The organism is Arthrobacter sunyaminii (assembly GCF_018866305.1).
Classification (GTDB): Bacteria; Actinomycetota; Actinomycetes; order Actinomycetales; family Micrococcaceae; genus Arthrobacter_B; species Arthrobacter_B sunyaminii.
In genome coordinates, this window is sequence record NZ_CP076456.1 from 618909 (window position 1) to 637047 (window position 18139).

14 protein-coding genes are annotated in these 18139 nt (G+C 65.6%); 7 read left to right on the plus strand and 7 right to left on the minus strand.

What is annotated here, in order from left to right; all coding sequences use genetic code 11:
- Positions 1 to 37: 37 nt before the first annotated feature.
- Complete coding sequence (locus tag KG104_RS02820) at positions 38 to 2512, plus strand: Tex family protein (protein ID WP_216202345.1); 2475 nt, start codon at positions 38 to 40, stop codon at positions 2510 to 2512.
- Here KG104_RS02820 and KG104_RS02825 read toward each other — a convergent pair.
- From KG104_RS02825 to KG104_RS02835, 3 genes are all read right to left on the minus strand, one after another.
- Positions 2509 to 2769, minus strand: a complete 261-nt coding sequence (locus KG104_RS02825) for a hypothetical protein (protein WP_104162156.1) — start codon at positions 2767 to 2769, stop codon at positions 2509 to 2511. The two genes, KG104_RS02820 and KG104_RS02825, sit on opposite strands and share 4 nt — an antisense overlap.
- Before the next feature lie 72 nt (positions 2770 to 2841).
- A complete protein-coding gene (locus KG104_RS02830; RefSeq protein ID WP_104056175.1) occupies positions 2842 to 3531 on the minus strand; it encodes an HAD family hydrolase in 690 nt (229 codons plus the stop codon).
- Positions 3532 to 3596: 65 nt separating this feature from the next.
- Positions 3597 to 4037 carry a very short patch repair endonuclease gene (locus tag KG104_RS02835; protein ID WP_207348541.1) on the minus strand — a complete coding sequence of 147 codons (441 nt, stop codon included), beginning with the start codon at positions 4035 to 4037 and terminating at the stop codon, positions 3597 to 3599.
- Positions 4038 to 4179: 142 nt separating this feature from the next.
- On the opposite strand from KG104_RS02835, the gene KG104_RS02840 reads away from it, so the two are divergent.
- Positions 4180 to 5172, plus strand: a complete 993-nt coding sequence (locus KG104_RS02840; protein WP_207348542.1) for an asparaginase — start codon at positions 4180 to 4182, stop codon at positions 5170 to 5172.
- A gap of 104 nt (positions 5173 to 5276) precedes the next feature.
- A complete protein-coding gene (locus KG104_RS02845; RefSeq protein ID WP_104056180.1) occupies positions 5277 to 5513 on the plus strand; it encodes a YegP family protein in 237 nt (78 codons plus the stop codon).
- 84 nt (positions 5514 to 5597) lie between these two features.
- Here KG104_RS02845 and KG104_RS02850 read toward each other — a convergent pair whose 3' ends face one another.
- Positions 5598 to 5747, minus strand: a complete 150-nt coding sequence (locus tag KG104_RS02850) for a hypothetical protein (RefSeq protein WP_207348543.1) — start codon at positions 5745 to 5747, stop codon at positions 5598 to 5600.
- A 198-nt stretch (positions 5748 to 5945) separates the two neighbouring features.
- On the opposite strand from KG104_RS02850, the gene KG104_RS02855 reads away from it, so the two are divergent.
- Positions 5946 to 7616, plus strand: a complete 1671-nt coding sequence (locus tag KG104_RS02855) for an FAD-binding dehydrogenase (protein ID WP_207348544.1) — start codon at positions 5946 to 5948, stop codon at positions 7614 to 7616.
- Between the two features lie 3 nt (positions 7617 to 7619).
- On the opposite strand, the gene KG104_RS02860 is transcribed toward KG104_RS02855, so the two are convergent.
- Together KG104_RS02860 and KG104_RS02865 are read right to left on the minus strand one after the other, a co-directional pair.
- Complete coding sequence (locus tag KG104_RS02860; protein ID WP_207348545.1) at positions 7620 to 9155, minus strand: AAA family ATPase; 1536 nt, start codon at positions 9153 to 9155, stop codon at positions 7620 to 7622.
- 84 nt (positions 9156 to 9239) lie between these two features.
- The gene (locus tag KG104_RS02865; protein ID WP_207348546.1) at positions 9240 to 11606 is read right to left on the minus strand and encodes a helix-turn-helix transcriptional regulator; all 2367 of its coding nucleotides are present in this window, start codon (positions 11604 to 11606) and stop codon (positions 9240 to 9242) included.
- 238 nt (positions 11607 to 11844) lie between these two features.
- Here KG104_RS02865 and KG104_RS02870 point away from each other — a divergent pair, with 238 nt between their 5' ends.
- The 3 genes from KG104_RS02870 (at position 11845) to KG104_RS02880 (ending at position 17095) form a co-directional block, all read left to right on the plus strand.
- The gene (locus tag KG104_RS02870; RefSeq protein ID WP_207348547.1) at positions 11845 to 14556 is read left to right on the plus strand and encodes a CshA/CshB family fibrillar adhesin-related protein; all 2712 of its coding nucleotides are present in this window, start codon (positions 11845 to 11847) and stop codon (positions 14554 to 14556) included.
- Positions 14557 to 14625: 69 nt separating this feature from the next.
- Positions 14626 to 16110: a SpaH/EbpB family LPXTG-anchored major pilin gene (locus KG104_RS02875; protein WP_237687279.1), complete on the plus strand. Its 1485-nt coding sequence runs from the start codon at positions 14626 to 14628 to the stop codon at positions 16108 to 16110.
- An 85-nt stretch (positions 16111 to 16195) separates the two neighbouring features.
- A complete protein-coding gene (locus KG104_RS02880) occupies positions 16196 to 17095 on the plus strand; it encodes a class C sortase (RefSeq protein WP_207348549.1) in 900 nt (299 codons plus the stop codon).
- Between the two features lie 88 nt (positions 17096 to 17183).
- On the opposite strand, the gene KG104_RS02885 is transcribed toward KG104_RS02880, so the two are convergent.
- Entirely contained in the window at positions 17184 to 18098 is a 915-nt protein-coding gene (locus tag KG104_RS02885) for a ribokinase (protein WP_207348550.1), read from the minus strand.
- Between the last annotated feature and the right edge of the window lie 41 nt (positions 18099 to 18139).

Here is an 18139-nt window from a genome sequence, read left to right on the forward strand (position 1 = left end):
TGACCAACCCCGCAGCAGGTAGGGAACAATTGGGCGGGTGAGTCTTCCCCCGGTACAGCCCAAGAAACCAGCAACTCCGACCCCGTCGCGGCCGGAGCGCTCCGGCCGCCGGTCCGGCACGGCAGCCGACCGGACTACCGACCGCGTATGCGCGCAGATCGCTGCGGAACTGAGGGTAGCGCCCTGGCAGGTGCGGGCCGCCGTCGACCTGCTGGACAGCGGAGCCACCGTTCCGTTTGTTGCCCGGTACCGCAAAGAGGCCACCGGAAGCCTGGACGACGCCCAGCTGCGCGAACTCGACGAGCGGCTGCGGTACCTTCGGGAGCTGGAGGACCGGCGGCAGTCCGTCCGGGAAGCGATTGACAGCCAGGGCAAGCTGACCCCGGAGCTTCGAGCAGCCATAGACGCTGCTGACACAAAGTCCCGGCTCGAGGACATCTACCTGCCGTACAAAACGAAACGCCGCACCAAGGCACAGATTGCCCGCGAAGCCGGACTGGAACCGCTCGCCGCAGCGCTGCTGGCCAACCCGATGCTGAGCCCGGAACGTGCAGCCGCCGATTTTGTGAACGATGCCGTGCCTGACCCCGGGGAAGCGCTCGCGGGAGCGCGGGCCATCCTGATTGAACGGGCGGGCCAGGACGCCGACCTGCTTACGGATCAGCGTGAACGGCTGTGGAAGCAGGGGCGGATGCGTTCACAGGTCAAGAAGGGCAAGGAAGCGCAGGGCCAGAAGTTTGCCGATTACTTCGCGTTTACCGGCTCCCCTTCCGGTATGCCTTCCCACCGGGTCCTGGCACTGTTCCGGGGAGAAAAAGAAGGCATCCTGGAATTGGAACTGGCGGAAGCCGACCCGGCCGACACCGCTGCTCTGGCCGCCGCCCGGCAAAAATACGAACGGGCGGTTGCCGCTCACCTGGGTGTGTCGGACCGCGGACGCCCTGCCGACGCCTGGCTGCAGCAGACCGTGCAGCTGGCGTGGCGGCGCATCCTCGCCAAACTGTCCGCCGACCTGCGTGTCCGCCTGTTCGCCGCTGCGGAAACCGAAGCGGTGCGGGTGTTCGCAGCGAACCTGCGTGATGTCCTGCTGGCAGCGCCGGCCGGAAACCGTGCCACGCTCGGATTGGACCCGGGACTGCGCACCGGAGTGAAGGTTGCCGTGGTGGACGGCACGGGACAACCGGTGGCCACCGACACCATTTATCCGCATGCCCCGGCGCGCAAATGGGATGAGGCGCTGTCCCGGCTGGCCGGGCTGGTGAAGAAGCACGGGGTTGAGCTAATCGCCATCGGCAACGGCACAGCATCGCGTGAAACTGACAAGCTGGCCACCGAACTCATCCGGTTGCTGCCAGGTTCCGGCCTGCAGAAGCTTGTGGTGTCGGAAGCCGGAGCCTCCGTCTACTCTGCCTCCGCCCTTGCGTCCGCAGAGTTGCCCGGGATGGATGTTTCCCTGCGCGGTGCCGTGTCGATTGCCCGCCGGCTCCAGGATCCGCTGGCTGAACTGGTGAAAATCGATCCGAAGTCCATCGGTGTCGGCCAGTACCAGCACGATGTCAGTGCCGCCAAGCTGGAACGCTCCCTGGATGCCGTGATCGAGGACTGCGTCACCGCCGTGGGGGTTGACGTGAATACGGCCTCACCGGCGCTGCTGACCCGGGTGGCCGGCGTCGGACCGCTGCTCAGCGAAAACATTGTCGCTTACCGGAATGAGAACGGTCCTTTCGCCCGCCGCGCAGACCTGAAGAAGGTGCCGCGGCTGGGAGCGAAGGCCTTTGAGCAGTGTGCCGGCTTTCTGCGGGTCACCGCCGGGACTGAACCGCTGGATGCCTCCAGCGTGCATCCGGAGTCCTACCGCCTTGCCCGGCGGATCCTTGCTGCCGCCGGGACCACGATGGGTCCGGCGGGAGCGTCACTGGAGAACCTGACCCCGTCAGCGTTCGTGGATGAAACAGTCGGGCTGCCCACGATCCTGGATATTGTGGCCGAGCTGCGCAAACCCGGCCGTGATCCGCGTCCGGAGTTCCGTACGGCTACCTTCTCCGACGGCGTGGAGACGATTTCCGACCTTCGTCCGGGCATGGTGCTGGACGGTGTGGTGACCAATGTAGCCGCGTTCGGCGCCTTCGTGGACGTGGGAGTTCATCAGGACGGACTGGTGCATATTTCCGCCATGTCCTCCACCTTCATCTCAGATCCCCACGACGTCGTGAAGTCGGGACAGGTGGTCAAGGTCAAGGTGCTGGAGGCTGATCCGGAGCGTAAACGCATTTCGTTGACGCTCCGCCTGGATGACGACGCCGCTGCCGCTACCCGCGGGCCCAAGGCTCCGCGGGAGCACGTCATGAAGACCCGCGCCGAGCCGGGAGCCGGCGACGGCGGCAAGGGATCCTCGCCGCAGCGCACCGGGAAGGCAGGAGCTCCCGCCCGGGGCAGCAACCGCCGCCCGGCGGTTCCGGCGCCGGCCCAGGGTCCGATGGCTGACGCGCTGCGCCGGGCCGGGCTGGCTTAACCGTCAGAGGACTCCGGGTCGGCCAGGGCTTCCTCCGGCGCAATGCCGCGGTCAGCGGCAGGATCCTCCGGAGCCTTGCCGGAATGGCCGGCGGGAACCGTGCCGCCGGGCGAGGTGCCCTGTGCCTGACGGATATTGTCGGCGGGGTGCTCCGCCTGTCCGGGGCGGCGCGGGTCGCCCGAGGGCTCGGGCGCAGGGGCGCTCGGTCCCAGGGGATCGTCCTCGGTATTGGCAGGGCCGGTGGGTTCGGTGGTCATGCGGACATCCTTTCGAGCGGTAATTCGGCCGTGTTTGCGGGGGAGAGGGAAAGGAGAGCCGTCAGGCGGCAGTCAGCGCGCCGCCAGCTTCCCGAGCAGCGAGCGCTCCAGGTTTTCCAGCAGCTCGCGCGGGTTCTCCCAGATCTCGGTGGCGCCGGCGTCGCGCAGTTCCGCTTCACTGGTGCCGCCGCAGAGCAGCCCAATCGTCGGGATCTTCAGCTCTGCCGCAGCTTTGACGTCCCACACCGAGTCACCGACGAAGATCGTGTCTTCAGCGGTCAGGGACGAGCTGTCCAAAGCTGACTGCAGGATGTCGGGGGAGGGCTTGGATTCCTCGGCGTCGGCGGAGGAAGTGGCCGCGGTAATCGCGGAATCGGCGTCGATGACGGTGCGCAGGACTTCCAGTTCCGGTCCTGATGCTGATGAGGCCAGCACAATGGTCAAGTCCTTGTCCGCACAGGCCAGCAGCAGCTCCCGGGCGCCGTCGAAGGAGCGGAGCGCCGGCCACCAGGTGGAGAAAATTGCTCCGTGGGTCGCGTCCAACTTTTCGTCTTGATCTTTATCCCGCTCCTCGCCCAGGAGATGCTCCACCAGCTTGTCGCCGCCCATCCCGATCGCCCGGTGCACGGCGGACATCGGAACGTCCAGGTCCATCCGCCGGAAGGCCTGCCACCAGGCAACGGTGTGCAGATAGTTCGAATCAACCAGGGTTCCGTCGACGTCGAAAAGAACGCCGCGCTTGGCGGTGCTGTTGTGGGCCATGTCTGTCCTGCCTTCGGGGGGATGCGGATGAACTGGGGATTGTTCGGGGCGGTGAGGTTTTGAGTCTAGCGACCAGCCGTGCCGCGCGGGCCGAGAAATGTGACGAGTTGCTCCTCCAGGGCACTGCGGTCCTTCAACTCACACTCCCACACGGTCAGCGACTCCCATCCTGCCGCCGCCAGGGACTCCAGTGCTGCTGCGTCACGCATCGCCGTTCTGCGCCGCTTTTCGGTCCAGAACTCGGTGTTGCTCTGCGGTGCATGCCGGCCCGCCGCACAACTGTGCAGGTGCCAGAAACAGCCGTTAACAAAGATGACCTTGCGCCGGGCGGCGAACACCAAATCGGGTTTACCCGGCAGCAGCTTCCCTCCTGCTGCGCCGTGCAGGCGGAAGCGGTAACCGGCAGCTTGGAGAAGGCGTCGAACCAAAAGCTCGGGTTTGGTGTTCTTGCTTCGGATCCGGGACATGTTCGCGCTGCGCTGCTCAACAGTGACGGTATCGGCCATGGTTCAAGTCTAGGCAGCCGCCCGGCTGCAGCATCCTCCCGGAATCCGGCGTCCGGCAGCAGGTACGGCGCAGTGCCCTAGCCACCGCCTGCCGGGTCGGCCTACGTTGGCTGGTAGATGAGATCACGCGAAGGGTTGGCCTATGGCTTCGATTCGAATTCTTGGTACGGGCGGCACGATCGCGTCGCGGAGCACAGGTCCGGGCGGTTTGATCGCCAAGGACCATGCGGAGGACCTGATTCAGACGCTGTCCCGCCGTCACACCGTTTCCGTGCGGAACGTGATGGTCAGCGGAAGTTATCAGCTGCAGTTCTCCGATCTGCGGCTCATTGCCCAAGCGGCACGCAACGCCGTGATGGACTCCACCGTGGACGGCGTTGTCATCACACATGGGACCGACACCATGGAAGAGACGGCGTTCCTGCTGGATCTGGTGCACAGCTCACCCAAGCCGGTGGTGTTTACCGGTGCCAGCCGTCCTGCCGACAGCACTGCTCCTGACGGTCCGGACAATCTGGAGCAGGCCGTGGAAGCCGCAGCTTCCCCGGAACTGCGCGGCACGGGCGTGCTGGTTTCGTTCGCAGGAAAGATCCGTTCAGCCCGGGGACTCTTTCTTGCCAGTACTACGGCAGCGGACCCGTACGCCGGAGGCACCGAGGTGGCACATTTCATCGGGGACAGCCTGCACGTCACTGCCAGGCCGCTCCGGCCTTCTCCGCTGCGCATGCCCAGTGAGGAATTCGACCGTACCCGCGTCACCATCGTGGACTGTGCGCTTGGCGCGGACCCGGATCTGTTTTCCCATGCGGTCCACGCCGGCGCGGCCGCTGTCGTTTTGGCGGGTACCGGGACGGGGAACGCCGGTCCCGGGTTCGTGGAAGCGGTTCAGGACGCAGTACGCGGGGGATGCTTTGTGGTTCTGAGCTCACGGGTTCCCTACGGTCCCGTCATCCCGACGTACGGTGACGGCGGCGGGGTGGACCTGGTGCGGGCCGGAGCGATTCCCTCAGGCGACCTCAAGCCTCCGCAGGCTCGCATCCTTGCGGCACTGCTGACGTCCCAGCCGGCAACCCCCGAGCAGATTCACCGTGTTCTGACTGCTGCTCCCGGCAGGCAGGGCGGGCAGTCAGGATAACGAAAGGGTTGCGGCCTTGCGCGTATGACCGGCAGATGGTTCCAGAGTTCATAAGTTGGCTTATTATTAGTGGCACAGATATGCCCCTTACAAGGAGGTAAGAGATGTCGGGCTACTTCAAGCTTGTAGACGCCCACGACGGCGCTTTTCGGATCAAACTCATTTCCGGTGACGGCGCGCTCATGGCGGTATCAGCCATGTTTCCCACCAAGCAGGCAGCCGTCGCGGGAATCGAGCTCCTGCGCGAGATTGCCGGCACCGGCCCGGTTGTAGATCAAAGCCACGACGCAGACATGCTCGGCGACGCCAGCCGCGAGAACGGCCGAGCCAAAGCATCCTGACACTTTGGTTCTGATCGGCAGTCCTGATCAAAAGGCCCGGAGTTCCGTTGTCGGAACTCCGGGCCTTTTTGGCTGCAGCCGCTTTTACTTGTTGTCATCATCTCCTTCGGCTGCCTCTTGGCTGTGCTGACGCGGTTCATTGGGTCCAGCGGCTGACGAGTCTCCCTCGGACGGAGCTTCGTTGTGGGTACGGTCCTGGTCATTGCCGGATGTGGGATGTTCCTTCTCAGCCATGGTTATCTCCAGTCAGGTTGGGTGCGCGCAGGCTCCGGAGAAGAGCCGCCCGTATGTTCAGTCTAGGAAGCGGTGTTCCGGGCAGTAAGGGCCAACCGCCAAGTCGCCGTCCCGGCGTCCGGGAGCGCTCCGGCCTGTTATCAAACCTGCCGATATCAGTCCTAGCCAGAGGCCTGATCTGCCGGTACCGTGAACCGGATGCAGCCAACTGAAGAGGCAGACGTCATTGTTGTCGGTGCCGGACTGGCGGGCCTCACAGCAACCGCCGAGTTGATTGAGGCCGGCCGCTCCGTCATCCTCGTGGAACAGGAAGGCGAAGCGAGCCTGGGCGGGCAGGCCTGGTGGTCCTTCGGCGGACTCTTCATGGTGAATACGCCCGAACAGCGGCGGCTGCGGGTTCGCGATTCCGTGGAACTGGCGTGGCAGGACTGGCTCGGAACGGCAGGCTTTGACCGGCCGGAAGATTACTGGCCGCGCCGTTGGGCTGAGTCCTACGTCCACTTCGCGGCGGGGGAGAAACGTGCGTGGCTGCATCAGATGGGGCACCGTGTCTTTCCGGTGGTTGGGTGGGCGGAACGCGGCGGTTACGGGGCCACCGGGCCGGGCAACTCGGTACCCCGGTTCCACATCACCTGGGGTACCGGCCCGGGCATCACCGCACCCTTTGAAGCGAAAGTGCGCGACGGCGTCGCCCGCGGGCTGGTGCGGCTGGCATTCCGCCACCGGATGGAGGAACTGACGGTAAGCAACGGCGTCGTCACCGGGGTGCGCGGCAGTGTGCTGGAGCCGACGACGGCAGTTCGCGGCGCTGTGACCAGCCGCGTCCCGCTGGCGGAGTTCGAGTTCACTGCCGGCGCCGTCGTCGTCACGACCGGCGGAATCGGCGGGGACCATGCTTTGGTGCGGGCGGCCTGGCCGAAGCGTCTGGGAACTCCGCCTGAAACGATGCTCAGCGGGGTGCCTGAACACGTGGACGGCCGCGGCATCACCGCCAGTGCCGCGGCCGGGGGCCGGGTCATCAATCCGGACCGGATGTGGCACTACGTGGAGGGCATTCGGAATTGGAACCCGGTGTGGGCCAACCACGGGATCCGGATTCTGCCCGGTCCGTCCTCGCTCTGGCTGGACGCCGCCGGCAACCGGCTCCCGGTGCCCCTGTTTCCCGGCTTCGATACCCTCGGCACGCTGGAACATCTGCGCGGCACCGGCCAGGACTACAGCTGGTTCATCCTCAACAAGGCGATCATCCGCAAGGAGTTTGCACTGTCCGGGTCCGAGCAGAATCCGGATCTGACGGGTAAATCCGTGCGTGACGTGCTGGGCCGTGCCACCGCCGGGGTGCCCGGGCCGGTGCAAAAGTTCCTGGACCACGGTGAGGACTTCATTACCGCCGGCTCGGTGGAGGAACTGGTGGCGCGAATGAACGCGCTGGCGAAGGACTCCACCAACGGCGCTGCTCCGGTCCTGTCCGCCGAGGCAATCCGGGCCGAGCTGGAAGCCCGGGACCGGGAGATCGCTAATCCGTTCAGCAAGGACAGCCAGGTTACCGCCATCCGCGGAGCCCGGAGCTATCTGGGGGACCGGCTCATTCGGACGGCGTCCCCGCATCCGATTCTGGATCCTCAAGATGGTCCGCTCATTGCGGTGCGGCTGTCGGTGCTGACCCGCAAAACCCTCGGCGGTCTGGAAACGGACATGGACTCACGCGTGCTGGGGCTGGACGGAAATCCCGTTCCCGGCCTCTTTGCCGCGGGTGAGGCGGCGGGTTTTGGCGGCGGCGGCATGCACGGCTACCGGTCCCTGGAAGGAACCTTCCTGGGCGGTTGCCTGTTCAGCGGCCGGGCGGCCGGCAGGGCAGCCGCCCGGTAGCCATCATGTGGCCCGCGGCAGCGGGACATATCTGGCCCCGCCCTGGCCGACCCGGCCAAAGCTGTAACCTACGCTGACCCCGGGGTGAGGTTCCTGCCCGTCCGGCAGCAGCCCGGCGCCGTCAGAAACCCCGCCGTCAGAAACCCCGGCAGAATCCGGGCCGGCAGAAGCGCCTCCGGCGCCCAGCAGGCTCCGCGTCAATGTCTCGCCCTGGCCCAGGAGTTCCCGAACGGCGGCGGCCAAGTGCTTGTCACCGGGCTGCTCGCCGGCATCCACGGCAACCAGTACTGCCCGCCGGATCAGCTCCCGTGCGAAGGACGCGGTGGCGCCCTCGGACTGGTCCGCGGCAGCCTGCAGCGCAGCTTCGGAAAACACTCCGGCCGGGGCGTAGAGTTCCAGCAGCCGCACCCGGTTTCCGGCATCGGGCAGCGGAATTTCGACGGCGAGGTCCACCCGCCCGGGCCGCTGCACGAGCGCCCGTTCCAGGGCTTCCGCCCGGTTGGTGGTCATGAGGAAGACGACATCGGCGTCGGCATCCAGCCCGTCCAGGGCGTCGAGGACTTCAAAGAGCAGGGGCTGGGGGCCGTTGCCCATGTCCCGGTCCTCGGCCACCAGATCAATATCCTCAAGGATCACCATGGACGGCGCCATGGCACGGGCCAGTCGGGCCGCTTCTCCCACCGCGTGCAGCGAACTCCCGGCGAGCAGCACCGCCGTCGTGCCCTCGCTGGCGCTGAGCAGGTGGCGGACGGTATGGGTTTTCCCGGTGCCGGGCGGGCCGTACAGCAGGACGCCGCGCTTGAGATGCTGCCCGTGTTCGCGGAGCACCTCCCGGTTGGCAGCGATGCCCAGGACATGCCGGCCCACCCGGTCCAGCACGCCGTCGGGCAGGATGACTTCGTCTGCGGGAAGCGAGGGACGGGGCAGGAACGTGACGCCGGCGCCCTGCTGGCCGTAGGGGTCAAAGGCGAAGGACACGACCTGTCCACGCAGAATGCTGTTGGTCCGCAGATCCTCCTGGACCGCCGTCAGGAAGCGGGCCGCGGCTTCCCGCTCCGGGGCCAGCACGGCAATGTCGGTCCCGTTGCGTCCATACTGCGGGTTGGCTGCGCGCTGCAGCACCGCCAGCGGAACCCCTTCGTAGACAAAAAGCCGCAGTCCCAGTGCCAGCACCTCGCGGGTGCTGTCCGGACCGACGGCGAGATTGACGAAATCAGGTTGGCCCACGGTCACGGGACCGTACTCCTGCTGCACAAGGTCCGAGAGGGATAGGTGGTGACGCTGCTGCCCGCCGCCCACGCCGATCAGCCGTGCCATCGGATCCTGCCCGGAGACCTTCTCGACGGCGATGTCCAGGTCCGCGAAACGATGGACCGGAAAGTCCTGGGCCAGGATGGGAAGGTCAGAGGCGGACATGCCCAGATGTGAGGTCAGGACGTCCAAGAGGCGGACACGTCCCGGAGTTTCGTCCCGGTGCGCCTGTGCCAACTCGACGGCACGGGTGAAGTTGCGAAGGAATTCCCCCAGTTTTTCATCCATGCGGCCAGAGCCTAACAGCCGGGTCAAGAGGCAGGAGCAACCGGCGCAGAGGCGGGCGCTGCAGAGCCGGCCGCAGCACCCGTATCAATAACCCCAGTGTTTAGCCTTGCGCAGTGCTTCGTTTCGGGTGGTGGCTCCAAGTTTCCGGTACAGCGAGCTGGTCTGGGCTTTGACCGTGTTCACGGAGACATGCCGTTCACGGGCCATATCCGCACGGGTCCTGCCCAACCGCAGGCCGGCAAGGACCTGGATCTCCCGCTCCGTCAGCGTGACCCTGCCTTCGGCGCGTCCCCTGCGGGGAGCCTCGAAGGATGCCAGCCGGCCGATTTCCTCATCGGTGAGGCCCAGGACTGCGCTCAGTCCGTCCTGGTTCTGCGGATCCTGCCACAGCCACAGCAGATCGATCAGCTCCCCGCCCGCAGAGTAGTTCTCACGGACAGTTTCCAGGGCATCGGATCCCAGCGGGCCGGGGAAAGCGCTCGCCAGCAGCTGCAGGTTCCGTGCCAAGCTGCGGGTCCGCCATCCCCCGTCACTGGAGGAGAGGGTCCGGTGCAGGATGACCAGCGCAGCGTCGACGTTTCCACTTTGCAGGGACAGGTAAGCCTGCACGTTGCGTAGCTCGAGGGAGCCGGCGGCCGGTTTCCGAGGCACATCCAGGGCATCAAGTGCCACCCGGGCCACTACTTCGGAGTGCTGCAGTGCCCTGACTGCCATGGGCGAATGGGCAGCGTATGTTCGAGTGCTGCGCAGGTTGTTGATCCGGTGCATCCCCGCATCAGCTGAGCCGAAGAACCTTTCGCGCATAGTCAGCAATTCGGCATGGAGCGGCCAGAACTCGTCGTTGTCCGGTTCCGGGGGCAACAGGGCCAGCCCGGCATCCATCTTCTGCCGGTCCAGTTCATGCCAGGCGATGTAAACGCGGGCCAGATGTGCGCCTCTGGCCACCATCTTTGTCCCCCACGCGGTCCGGGCAAGAAAACTGTCCGCCCGGTCAGCCCAATTACGGGCCAGCTGCGTGTTTCCGCTCTGCGCGTGCACAAGCGCGAGATTTGCTGCGGCATTGGCCTGAATAAAAGCGTTGTCAACGCTGGCAGCCCAGAGCATAGCTGATTCGTAGGCGTTGGCCGCCTCGATTAGGCGGTCGGCAACATGCAGTGACAGGCCGCTGTGCAGCTCGGCCATACCGGCCAGCACAGGACGTACCCGGTTGGCGGCTGCAGCCTGGGACACGACTCTGCGCAGCCGTGCGCCGCAACGCCCGGACTCTTCGTAGTGGCCCTGGAGCCGCAGGAAGCTGAGTTCCACCAGTCCCGCGGTCACTGCAAAGGAACTGGGGCGGCGGGAATACTGCTGTGTCAGCTTCCGAAGATTCTGCGCCGTCCGGTCGTCCGCATAGTTGGGCTCAATGGTTGGAAGCGGCAGGTTCATCCGGTCTTCATCGACGGAGGCCAGGATCTTCAGTGTGGCGGTGAATAACTCGCCCCGGGCAATCCGGGCAGGCATCTTTTGAGCGGCATAACGCAGCATCCGCGGGTTGGTCATGAAGAGGTCAACCCAGTGTTCTGAAAGCACAGCCCACAAGCCCCGCCAACTGCGCCGCTCGATGGCCGCCATAACAGCGGCGCCCGGTTCACTGACTCGGGCGAGTGCTGCCACCGCCAACTCATCCAGCTGCTCAGCGCGTTCCGGGCTGCGCCGCTGCAGGGACGCCCGCAGTTCCCTGCGCGCCAGATCCGGCATGATCCACTCGCCGTTTGCCGCAGGGACGATCAGGCAGGCTTCGGCCAACTGGGCGGTCCCGGGAACCCGGTCTGCCCGGTGAGCATAAAAGGCCTGGAGCATTGAATCCGTGAAGAACGGCAAAAAGGCGGCTTCAGACAGGAAACCGGTTGGGTCCAGGCGGGAGACCCAAGGTGCGATGGCCCGGCCGAGAGAGCTCGCCACCTGCGTTTCTGCGGCGGGATTAGACAAGAGCGTTTCCACTCCGTACAGCCAACCGCCGGTCAGGCGCCACAGCTGCTCCGGCGACCGCTCGGGAACCGTGCCCGCTTCATAAGGAACGGTTGCGGCTGTCGGGCGACATCTGAACTGCGCGCTGACGAGCTCCACTTCGGACACCGTCAGAAAGAGGTCGGACGCGCCCACCATCTGCGCATCCGGTCTCTGAGCCAACCCGTAGGCCTCAGGTGATGGCGGAAGCACAGCGGCAACCCGGATATCCGGATGCTTCTGGTGCTCCGCGAGAACCTCGGCAACGGCCCTAGCCGGTGTGGTGCCTGTCGGCATCCCGCTGTAATCCACCACCCGTCCCTCGGTGCCCACCCAGGAACGAGCAAGACGCAGTCTGCCTGAACCCCGGGGAGCGATGACCACCAACAGGGAGGAACCCGGATCAAGGCTCGCCAAGATCCGCTCCCATACGGGGCTGGCAGGTGTTGGTTCAACGGTCATTTCCTGCCAGCTTATGACTCAAGCTCAAGAAAGACGCAAACTATCCCATTCAATAAGTCTGCTGTCAATATATTAAGGGTTAAAAATCGGGTGAATCGGTTGGAGTTCTGCCTCATCCCCGCCTTCCCCGACGGTTCCTCCGCGTTGAATGGAGGCAGATCTCCCTGCCGTCAATGACCACGCCGCGCCGCTCCGGCCCGTGCTGTCCGCAGGACCCTTCAAAGAATGAGGAATCCCTTTGTCGCGCATACCCAGCCGGCTCCACGCCGCCATTGCCGGTGTCCTGGTGCTTCTGTGTTTCGCTGCGTTGCCGCTTGTTTCCCCGGGCGAGGCCAGCGCCGCTACGGCGGCCGGCAACGGACGCTCTGCCAGTTCGGTCTACTGGCTCGACTGGTCCAAGGCGACAAACACGGCTGGGTCCGGCGTGTTCCGCAACCGCCCATATTTCAAGGTGCAGCCGGGAACCAAGCTTGTTGAAACACCGGCCCGGGACTTCGAAATCTCGGCAACCTTCGGACAAGTTTCCGCGGCACCGCGTGCCGGAGGAACGGGAACCCGCGCCGTCCACGTCACCCGCCAGGACCCGGACTGGTCTGAACTCAAGCTCAACGGGTACGACACCGGAAACCAGTACTCCGTGATCACTCCCAGCGATGACCGGAGCACAGTGTCCTTCACTCTGCAGTTGACCGCCACCTTCCGCGGGCAGCCTGTCGCCGTAGACGTGGTGGCCACGGACGGCGAAAGCGCCGGACCCTGGGCAAACGAAAGCAACGTTATTACCACCAACGGTGCTCCCTGGCAGAACATCGACAACAGCAGCCGTCCCGGAGCCGGAATGTGGACCTCGTCTCTGGCGAACGGTGGATTCGGAACACGGACCATGGGTCCCTGGCTCACCGAAGGGAAGTCAGGCAAGGGGACCGCTCCCATCGGCGTTTCCAGGGGTGCCACGGAAATCCGTGCGGATATCACGGCCACCGGCATGCAGAACGTGATGATCGGCGTCATGCTTCCCATGGATTTCGGTGACGCACCGGCGTCCTACGGTCCCGCTGTCCACCTCACCGATTGGACTGCTGTCGGCACCAATCCACAGGCTTTCACCGGGACGCCCGGCGCACCCGGAGTGGCTTTCAACACCGCCCTGGGCAATCCCTTCCTCGGCTGTGTTCCGGGCGACCCGGACCATGACCCCCTCTACGGACGTGACAACGCTGTCCCCTGGACCGGAGATGACGATACGGGGGCAGGAAACACGGAGAGCACCGGCCCGTGCGGCCTCGACGCATCCGGTATAAAGACGGGGGATGAGAACTGGTCTCAGCTCACGGGGACTTCTGCCCCGCCGCCGATCCCCAGCCGCACACAGGACTATTCCGTCACTTTGAACGCCGGCAAAGCTGACGGCATGACCGTCGCCGGTTGGATCGATTGGAACAACAACGGAACCTTCGACGCCGTGGAACGCGCCCAGGCGACGGTCGCCGGAGGCAAAGCGACCCTGACCTGGACCGGTGTAACCCCCGCTGCGGGAGTCACCGCCGTCGGCTCCCGATTCCGCATTGCCGCAAGAAGCAGCGAAACCACCCTCCCGACCGGAGCTGCAGCTACCGGCGAGGTGGAAGACCACCTGCTGCCGGTCACGCCGGACGCCGTCCTAACCAAGAGCTCCAATCCGGCTAGCGGCACCACCGTGCTTCCCGGCAGCCTCGTAACCTACCGCCTGCTTTTGTCCAACAGCACTAACGTCGCAGCCGCCGTGGACTTCACCGATCATCTGGGTTCCGTATTGGATGACGCTGTTCTGGACACCACCTCCATCTCGGTACCCGCCGGCATTTATGCGGAATTCGATCCGGATGCCCGTACATTGCGGATTACCGGATCCCTGGCGGCGAACTCCGAGGCAGAGGTTACGTACCGGGTTCGGGTAGCGCAGACCGGATTCGGGGATTCCCTGCTGGAAAACGCCGTGGTGCATCGGGATAGCCTGCCGCCCGCGGAATGCCTGCCCGCGAACTCCATGTGCACCTCCCACTCCGTAACGGATGTTCTGCTGTCCAAGGGAGCGGTACCCGTCACCGGCAGCACGGTATCCCCGGGGGACACCGTCAGCTACACCGTGTCTGCTCAAAGCCTGGCCGGACCGGCAGACGGCCTGATGATCACGGACAACCTCAGCGACGTCCTCGACGACGCTGTGTTCGTCCCGGGATCGGCCCGCCTGTCCGTCGTCGGTTCCCCGGCGCTAGCGGTGGCCGATCCCGGTGCCAACGGCATCCTGGCCGCCGGCCCCGTCACACTGCCCGCCGGAACCACTGCCGAGCTCACCTACTCAGTGCGGATCCGGGACGATGCCTGGGCAACCACCCTGCGCAACGTCGCCACCGGTGCCAGCAGCACCGAAGGCGCAGTGCGGTGTGACTTCTGTACCACCACGCACAGCACCAATGCCGTGGTCCTGATTCAAAAAATAGGCGAATCAGCCGATGCCGGCTGGGTTCCGATGGACGGTTCCGCGTGGAGCATCCGTCAGGACAACGCAGGCGCCCCCGGGCCTGAACCCGCCGGTGCTGCTGTGAACGCCGTTACCGGGAAAACGGGTGCGTTCCGTGCTGAGAACCTCCCTGCGGGGACCTACTGGCTTGAGGAAACCCAGGCACCTGCAGGCTTCAACCTGCTGGCTGAACCGGTGAAGTTTTCCGTCACGGCTGACGGGACCGCAGCCATCCTGGGCGGGGCCGGGAACGGCGTCGTCTCCGTTGCCAGGGAACCCGCGTCCGGCATCTATCAGATCACTGTTCGAGATGTACCGGCGCTGCAACTGCCTGAGTCAGGCGGGCGCGGAACCACCACTTTCCTGATTGCCGGCGGACTGCTTCTGGCAGCAGCCGCGCTTGCTCTTCTGATGCCGCGGTCTGCGCCGCGCCGCTCGAAGAGCACCTAAGACCGCACCACCTAAACCGCACCACCAAGCCTCACCACCTAAGAGGCAACCACTATGAGGAGCACTACATTGGAATCAAAGCAGAGGGGACTCCGCTGGCGCAGCGCGTCGGCACTGGTCGCCGGAGCGCTGGTAGCCCTGCTCGGCGTCTCGGCACCGGCCCACGCATCGCCCGTCGTCGACGCGGCCCAAAAGGGTTCGCTGACGGTCCACAAGTTCCACAAGCCCGATGCAGCAACAGGCCTGCCCGCCAACGGAGCAGCTGTTACCAGCGGATTGGACGGACTCACCCCACTGGCGGGCGTCGAGTTCACCATCGAACAGGTGAATCCCGTGGACCTGGCGGCGAACAGCGGATGGCAGGCTGCCGAGGACATCAGCAGGGTGTTTGACCCCGCCAACCCCGCCGGTTCCATCACCTCTGCCTCCGCCGTGCTCGGCGCAGCCAAAAGGGCGCTCACGGACAGCACGGGCTCGGCCGCCTTCAGCAACCTGGACCTGGGGCTTTACCTGGTCACGGAGACTTCCTACCCGGCCGGTGTTACCCCGGCGGCGCCGTTCCTGGTCACCGTTCCCCTCACGGACCCCAACCAGCGGGACGGGTGGCTCTATGACGTGCACGTCTACCCGAAGAACTCCGTCTCCACTCTGTCCAAGACCGTCACCGACAACGCCGACACCCGGGTTGGGGATGAAATCGACTTCACCATCACCGGCGATATCCCCAACGAAACAGTCATCGACGGCTACAAGTTCGTGGACGAACTGGATTCCAAGCTGAAGTATGTCCGTGCGGAGGTCGCCCTGACCAACGGCACAGCCATCGTCGAGGGAACGCACTACACGGTTGCCCATGAGACTGCCTCCAACCGGGTAACCGTCGAATTCACCGCAGACGGACGCGGGGTGCTGGCCGCGAACCACACCTCGGAAGTCCAGGTAATCCTCACCGCCGAGGTCACTGCCGCAGGCGAAATTGAGAACCAGGCTCTGCTGTACCCCAGCGCGCCCAGCTTCAGCGTCACCCCCGGTGATCCGAACGGACCTACGCCGTCTCCCACGGTCATCACCAAGTGGGGCGGGCTGACAGTGCAGAAGACCAACGAGGCCGGTGCAGCGCTCGCCGGAGCGAAATTCTCAGTCTTTACGAGCCAAGCCGACGCCGTCTCCGGCACCAACGCCGTGTCCCTGGAGGGCAGCACCGTCTTCACCACGGCCGCCGACGGCACCCTGACACTGTCCGGGCTCCGCTACTCGAACTGGGCAGACGGCCGGGAGATCACTGACGCCGCCGCGTTCCAGAAGTACTACCTGGTGGAAGTTGAGGCACCGGCCGGATACGAACTGCTCGCCCAGCCCATCGAATTCACCGTCACCGCAGCGACCACCGCTGCCGGCGTCGACCTGCAGGTCGAAAACGTTCCGTCCAACGGCGGTTTCAAACTGCCGCTGACCGGTGGCAGCGGCACCGCGCTGCTCTACGCAGCGGGTGTCCTGCTGGTGGGAGGAGCGGCCGCCCTGCTCCTGAACTCCCGCCGCCGCGCCGGGGAATAACCCGCAACAGGCCGGGGAGGACGCCGCGCGTCCTCTCCGGCCTAGTCGTTCTTAACAAACGCCCCAGACGGATCCGAAGGAAGCAATGGGAAGAAGGAAGCGCCAAGCGGCCCGGCACCGGAGCCGCAGTTGGGATCTCCGGCGGCTGCTGACTGTGCTGGCGGCCGCGGCCGGCGTGGCAGTACTGCTGTATCCGAGCGCCGCGGACTGGTTTTCCGACCGCGGCCACGCCGAACAAATCAATGCCTATGTGCACCAGTCCCAGGGCCTTCCGGAAGATACCCGCCAGGCGATGCTGGCCGAGGCGCGCCTCTACAACGCCAACTCGCCCGGAGGTCCGCTGCGGGACCCCTACACGCTGGAAGCCGACGGCAGCCCAAGCGAGGTCGGTGGCGGGGCCCAGACCTATCGTGAGGTACTGGGCGGGCTTCCCGGGGGGATGATGGCGCGGGTGCAGATACCTGCCGTGGGGGTGGACCTCCCCGTCTTCCATGGAACCGACGAAGATACCCTGGCCCGCGGCGTCGGGCACCTCTTCGGCTCCTCGCTTCCGGTGGGCGGGGCCGGCACCCACAGCGTCCTCACGGCACACTCCGGGCTGATGGATGCCACCCTGTTCACCGACCTGAACAAACTCGAAAAGGGCGACACTTTCTCGGTCACAGTGTTGGAGGAGCAGCTTCATTACCGGGTCGACCAGATCACTGTGGTGGAGCCGGGAGACACTCAGGCCCTGCGCCCTGACCCGGGCAGGGACCGTCTGACACTCATCACCTGCACTCCCACCGGCGTCAACTCGCACCGCCTGCTGGTCCGCGGCGAACGCACAGAGTCTCCTGTTGTCGCAGAAAAAGACGACGTCGAGTTGGAGTCAGGCGTGCGGATGCCCGGTTTCCCCTGGTGGTCTCTGGGGGTTCCGGCCGCCACCGCCGCTGCAGTTCTGCTGACCCGGCCGCGGCGCCGCGTCGTTGCCGAGGCTAACTAACTGCCATGCCCAGTGGAAGACATGCCAACGGCAGAGGCCCCGCACCATGTGGGTGCGGGGCCTCTTGTTCCAACCGGAGAAGCGGGTATTAGCCCGCCAGCTCAGCCAGTGCCGAGTAGGAGGACTGCGCACCCTCGCGGGTGGCGGCCAATGCACCGGCCCGAGCTGCGAAAGTCGCAGCCTCCACCAGCGAATCCCCGGCGGCAAGCCGCGCTGCGGTAGCCGCGGTGAAAGCATCGCCGCAGCCGGTGGTGTCCACTGCGGTGACACGGGTGGGTGCCACGGAGACCACTCGATCCGCTCCCTGGGCTGTGCCGTCCAGCACGACGGCGCCGTCCCCGCCGAGCGTGATGATGGTGCGCCGCACGCCGAGCTGTCCCAGGACAGCGATGACCGCTTCCCAGTCGGCGGCCGGATCAGTAAGACCGGTGACCAGCGCCGCTTCGTGGGTGTTGAGCAGCAGGACATCGGTGAGTGCGAGCAGCTCGGCCGGAACCTCCCGGTACGGGGAGAGGTTCAGCAGGACCTGCGCGCCGGCGTCGTGCCCCGCGCATGCCGCGGCAGTGACCGCGTCAAGCGGAACCTCCAGGCTCAGCGTAAGGACTGCGGCGTCGTCGAACAGGTTCTCCGGCAGCTCAGCGCCGGTGACGGTGCCGTTGGCGCCCGGGGAAACGATGATGGTGTTTTCCCCGGCTGCATCCACCACAATCATGGCCGTCCCGGTTGCCGTGTCCGTGCGGCGCAGGACGCGGGAGGCGTCAACACCGGCAGCAGCCGCGGCCTTCAGCAGCAGATCCCCGTGTCCGTCGGCTCCCACGGCGCCGAACAGTCGAACGTCGGCACCCAGGATGGCCGCTGCAGCAGCCTGGTTGGCGCTCTTTCCGCCTGGAACAATGACCAGTTCCGAGCCGTTGAGGGTTTCCCCGGGCTGCGGGAAGCGGTCGGTGCGGACGGTTAGGTCGGCGTTGAGCGACCCTACAACTACAACTTTTCCGGCGGACATGCGGGACGTTCTCCTTTGGGGCGGATCAGGCGGGTGAGGCG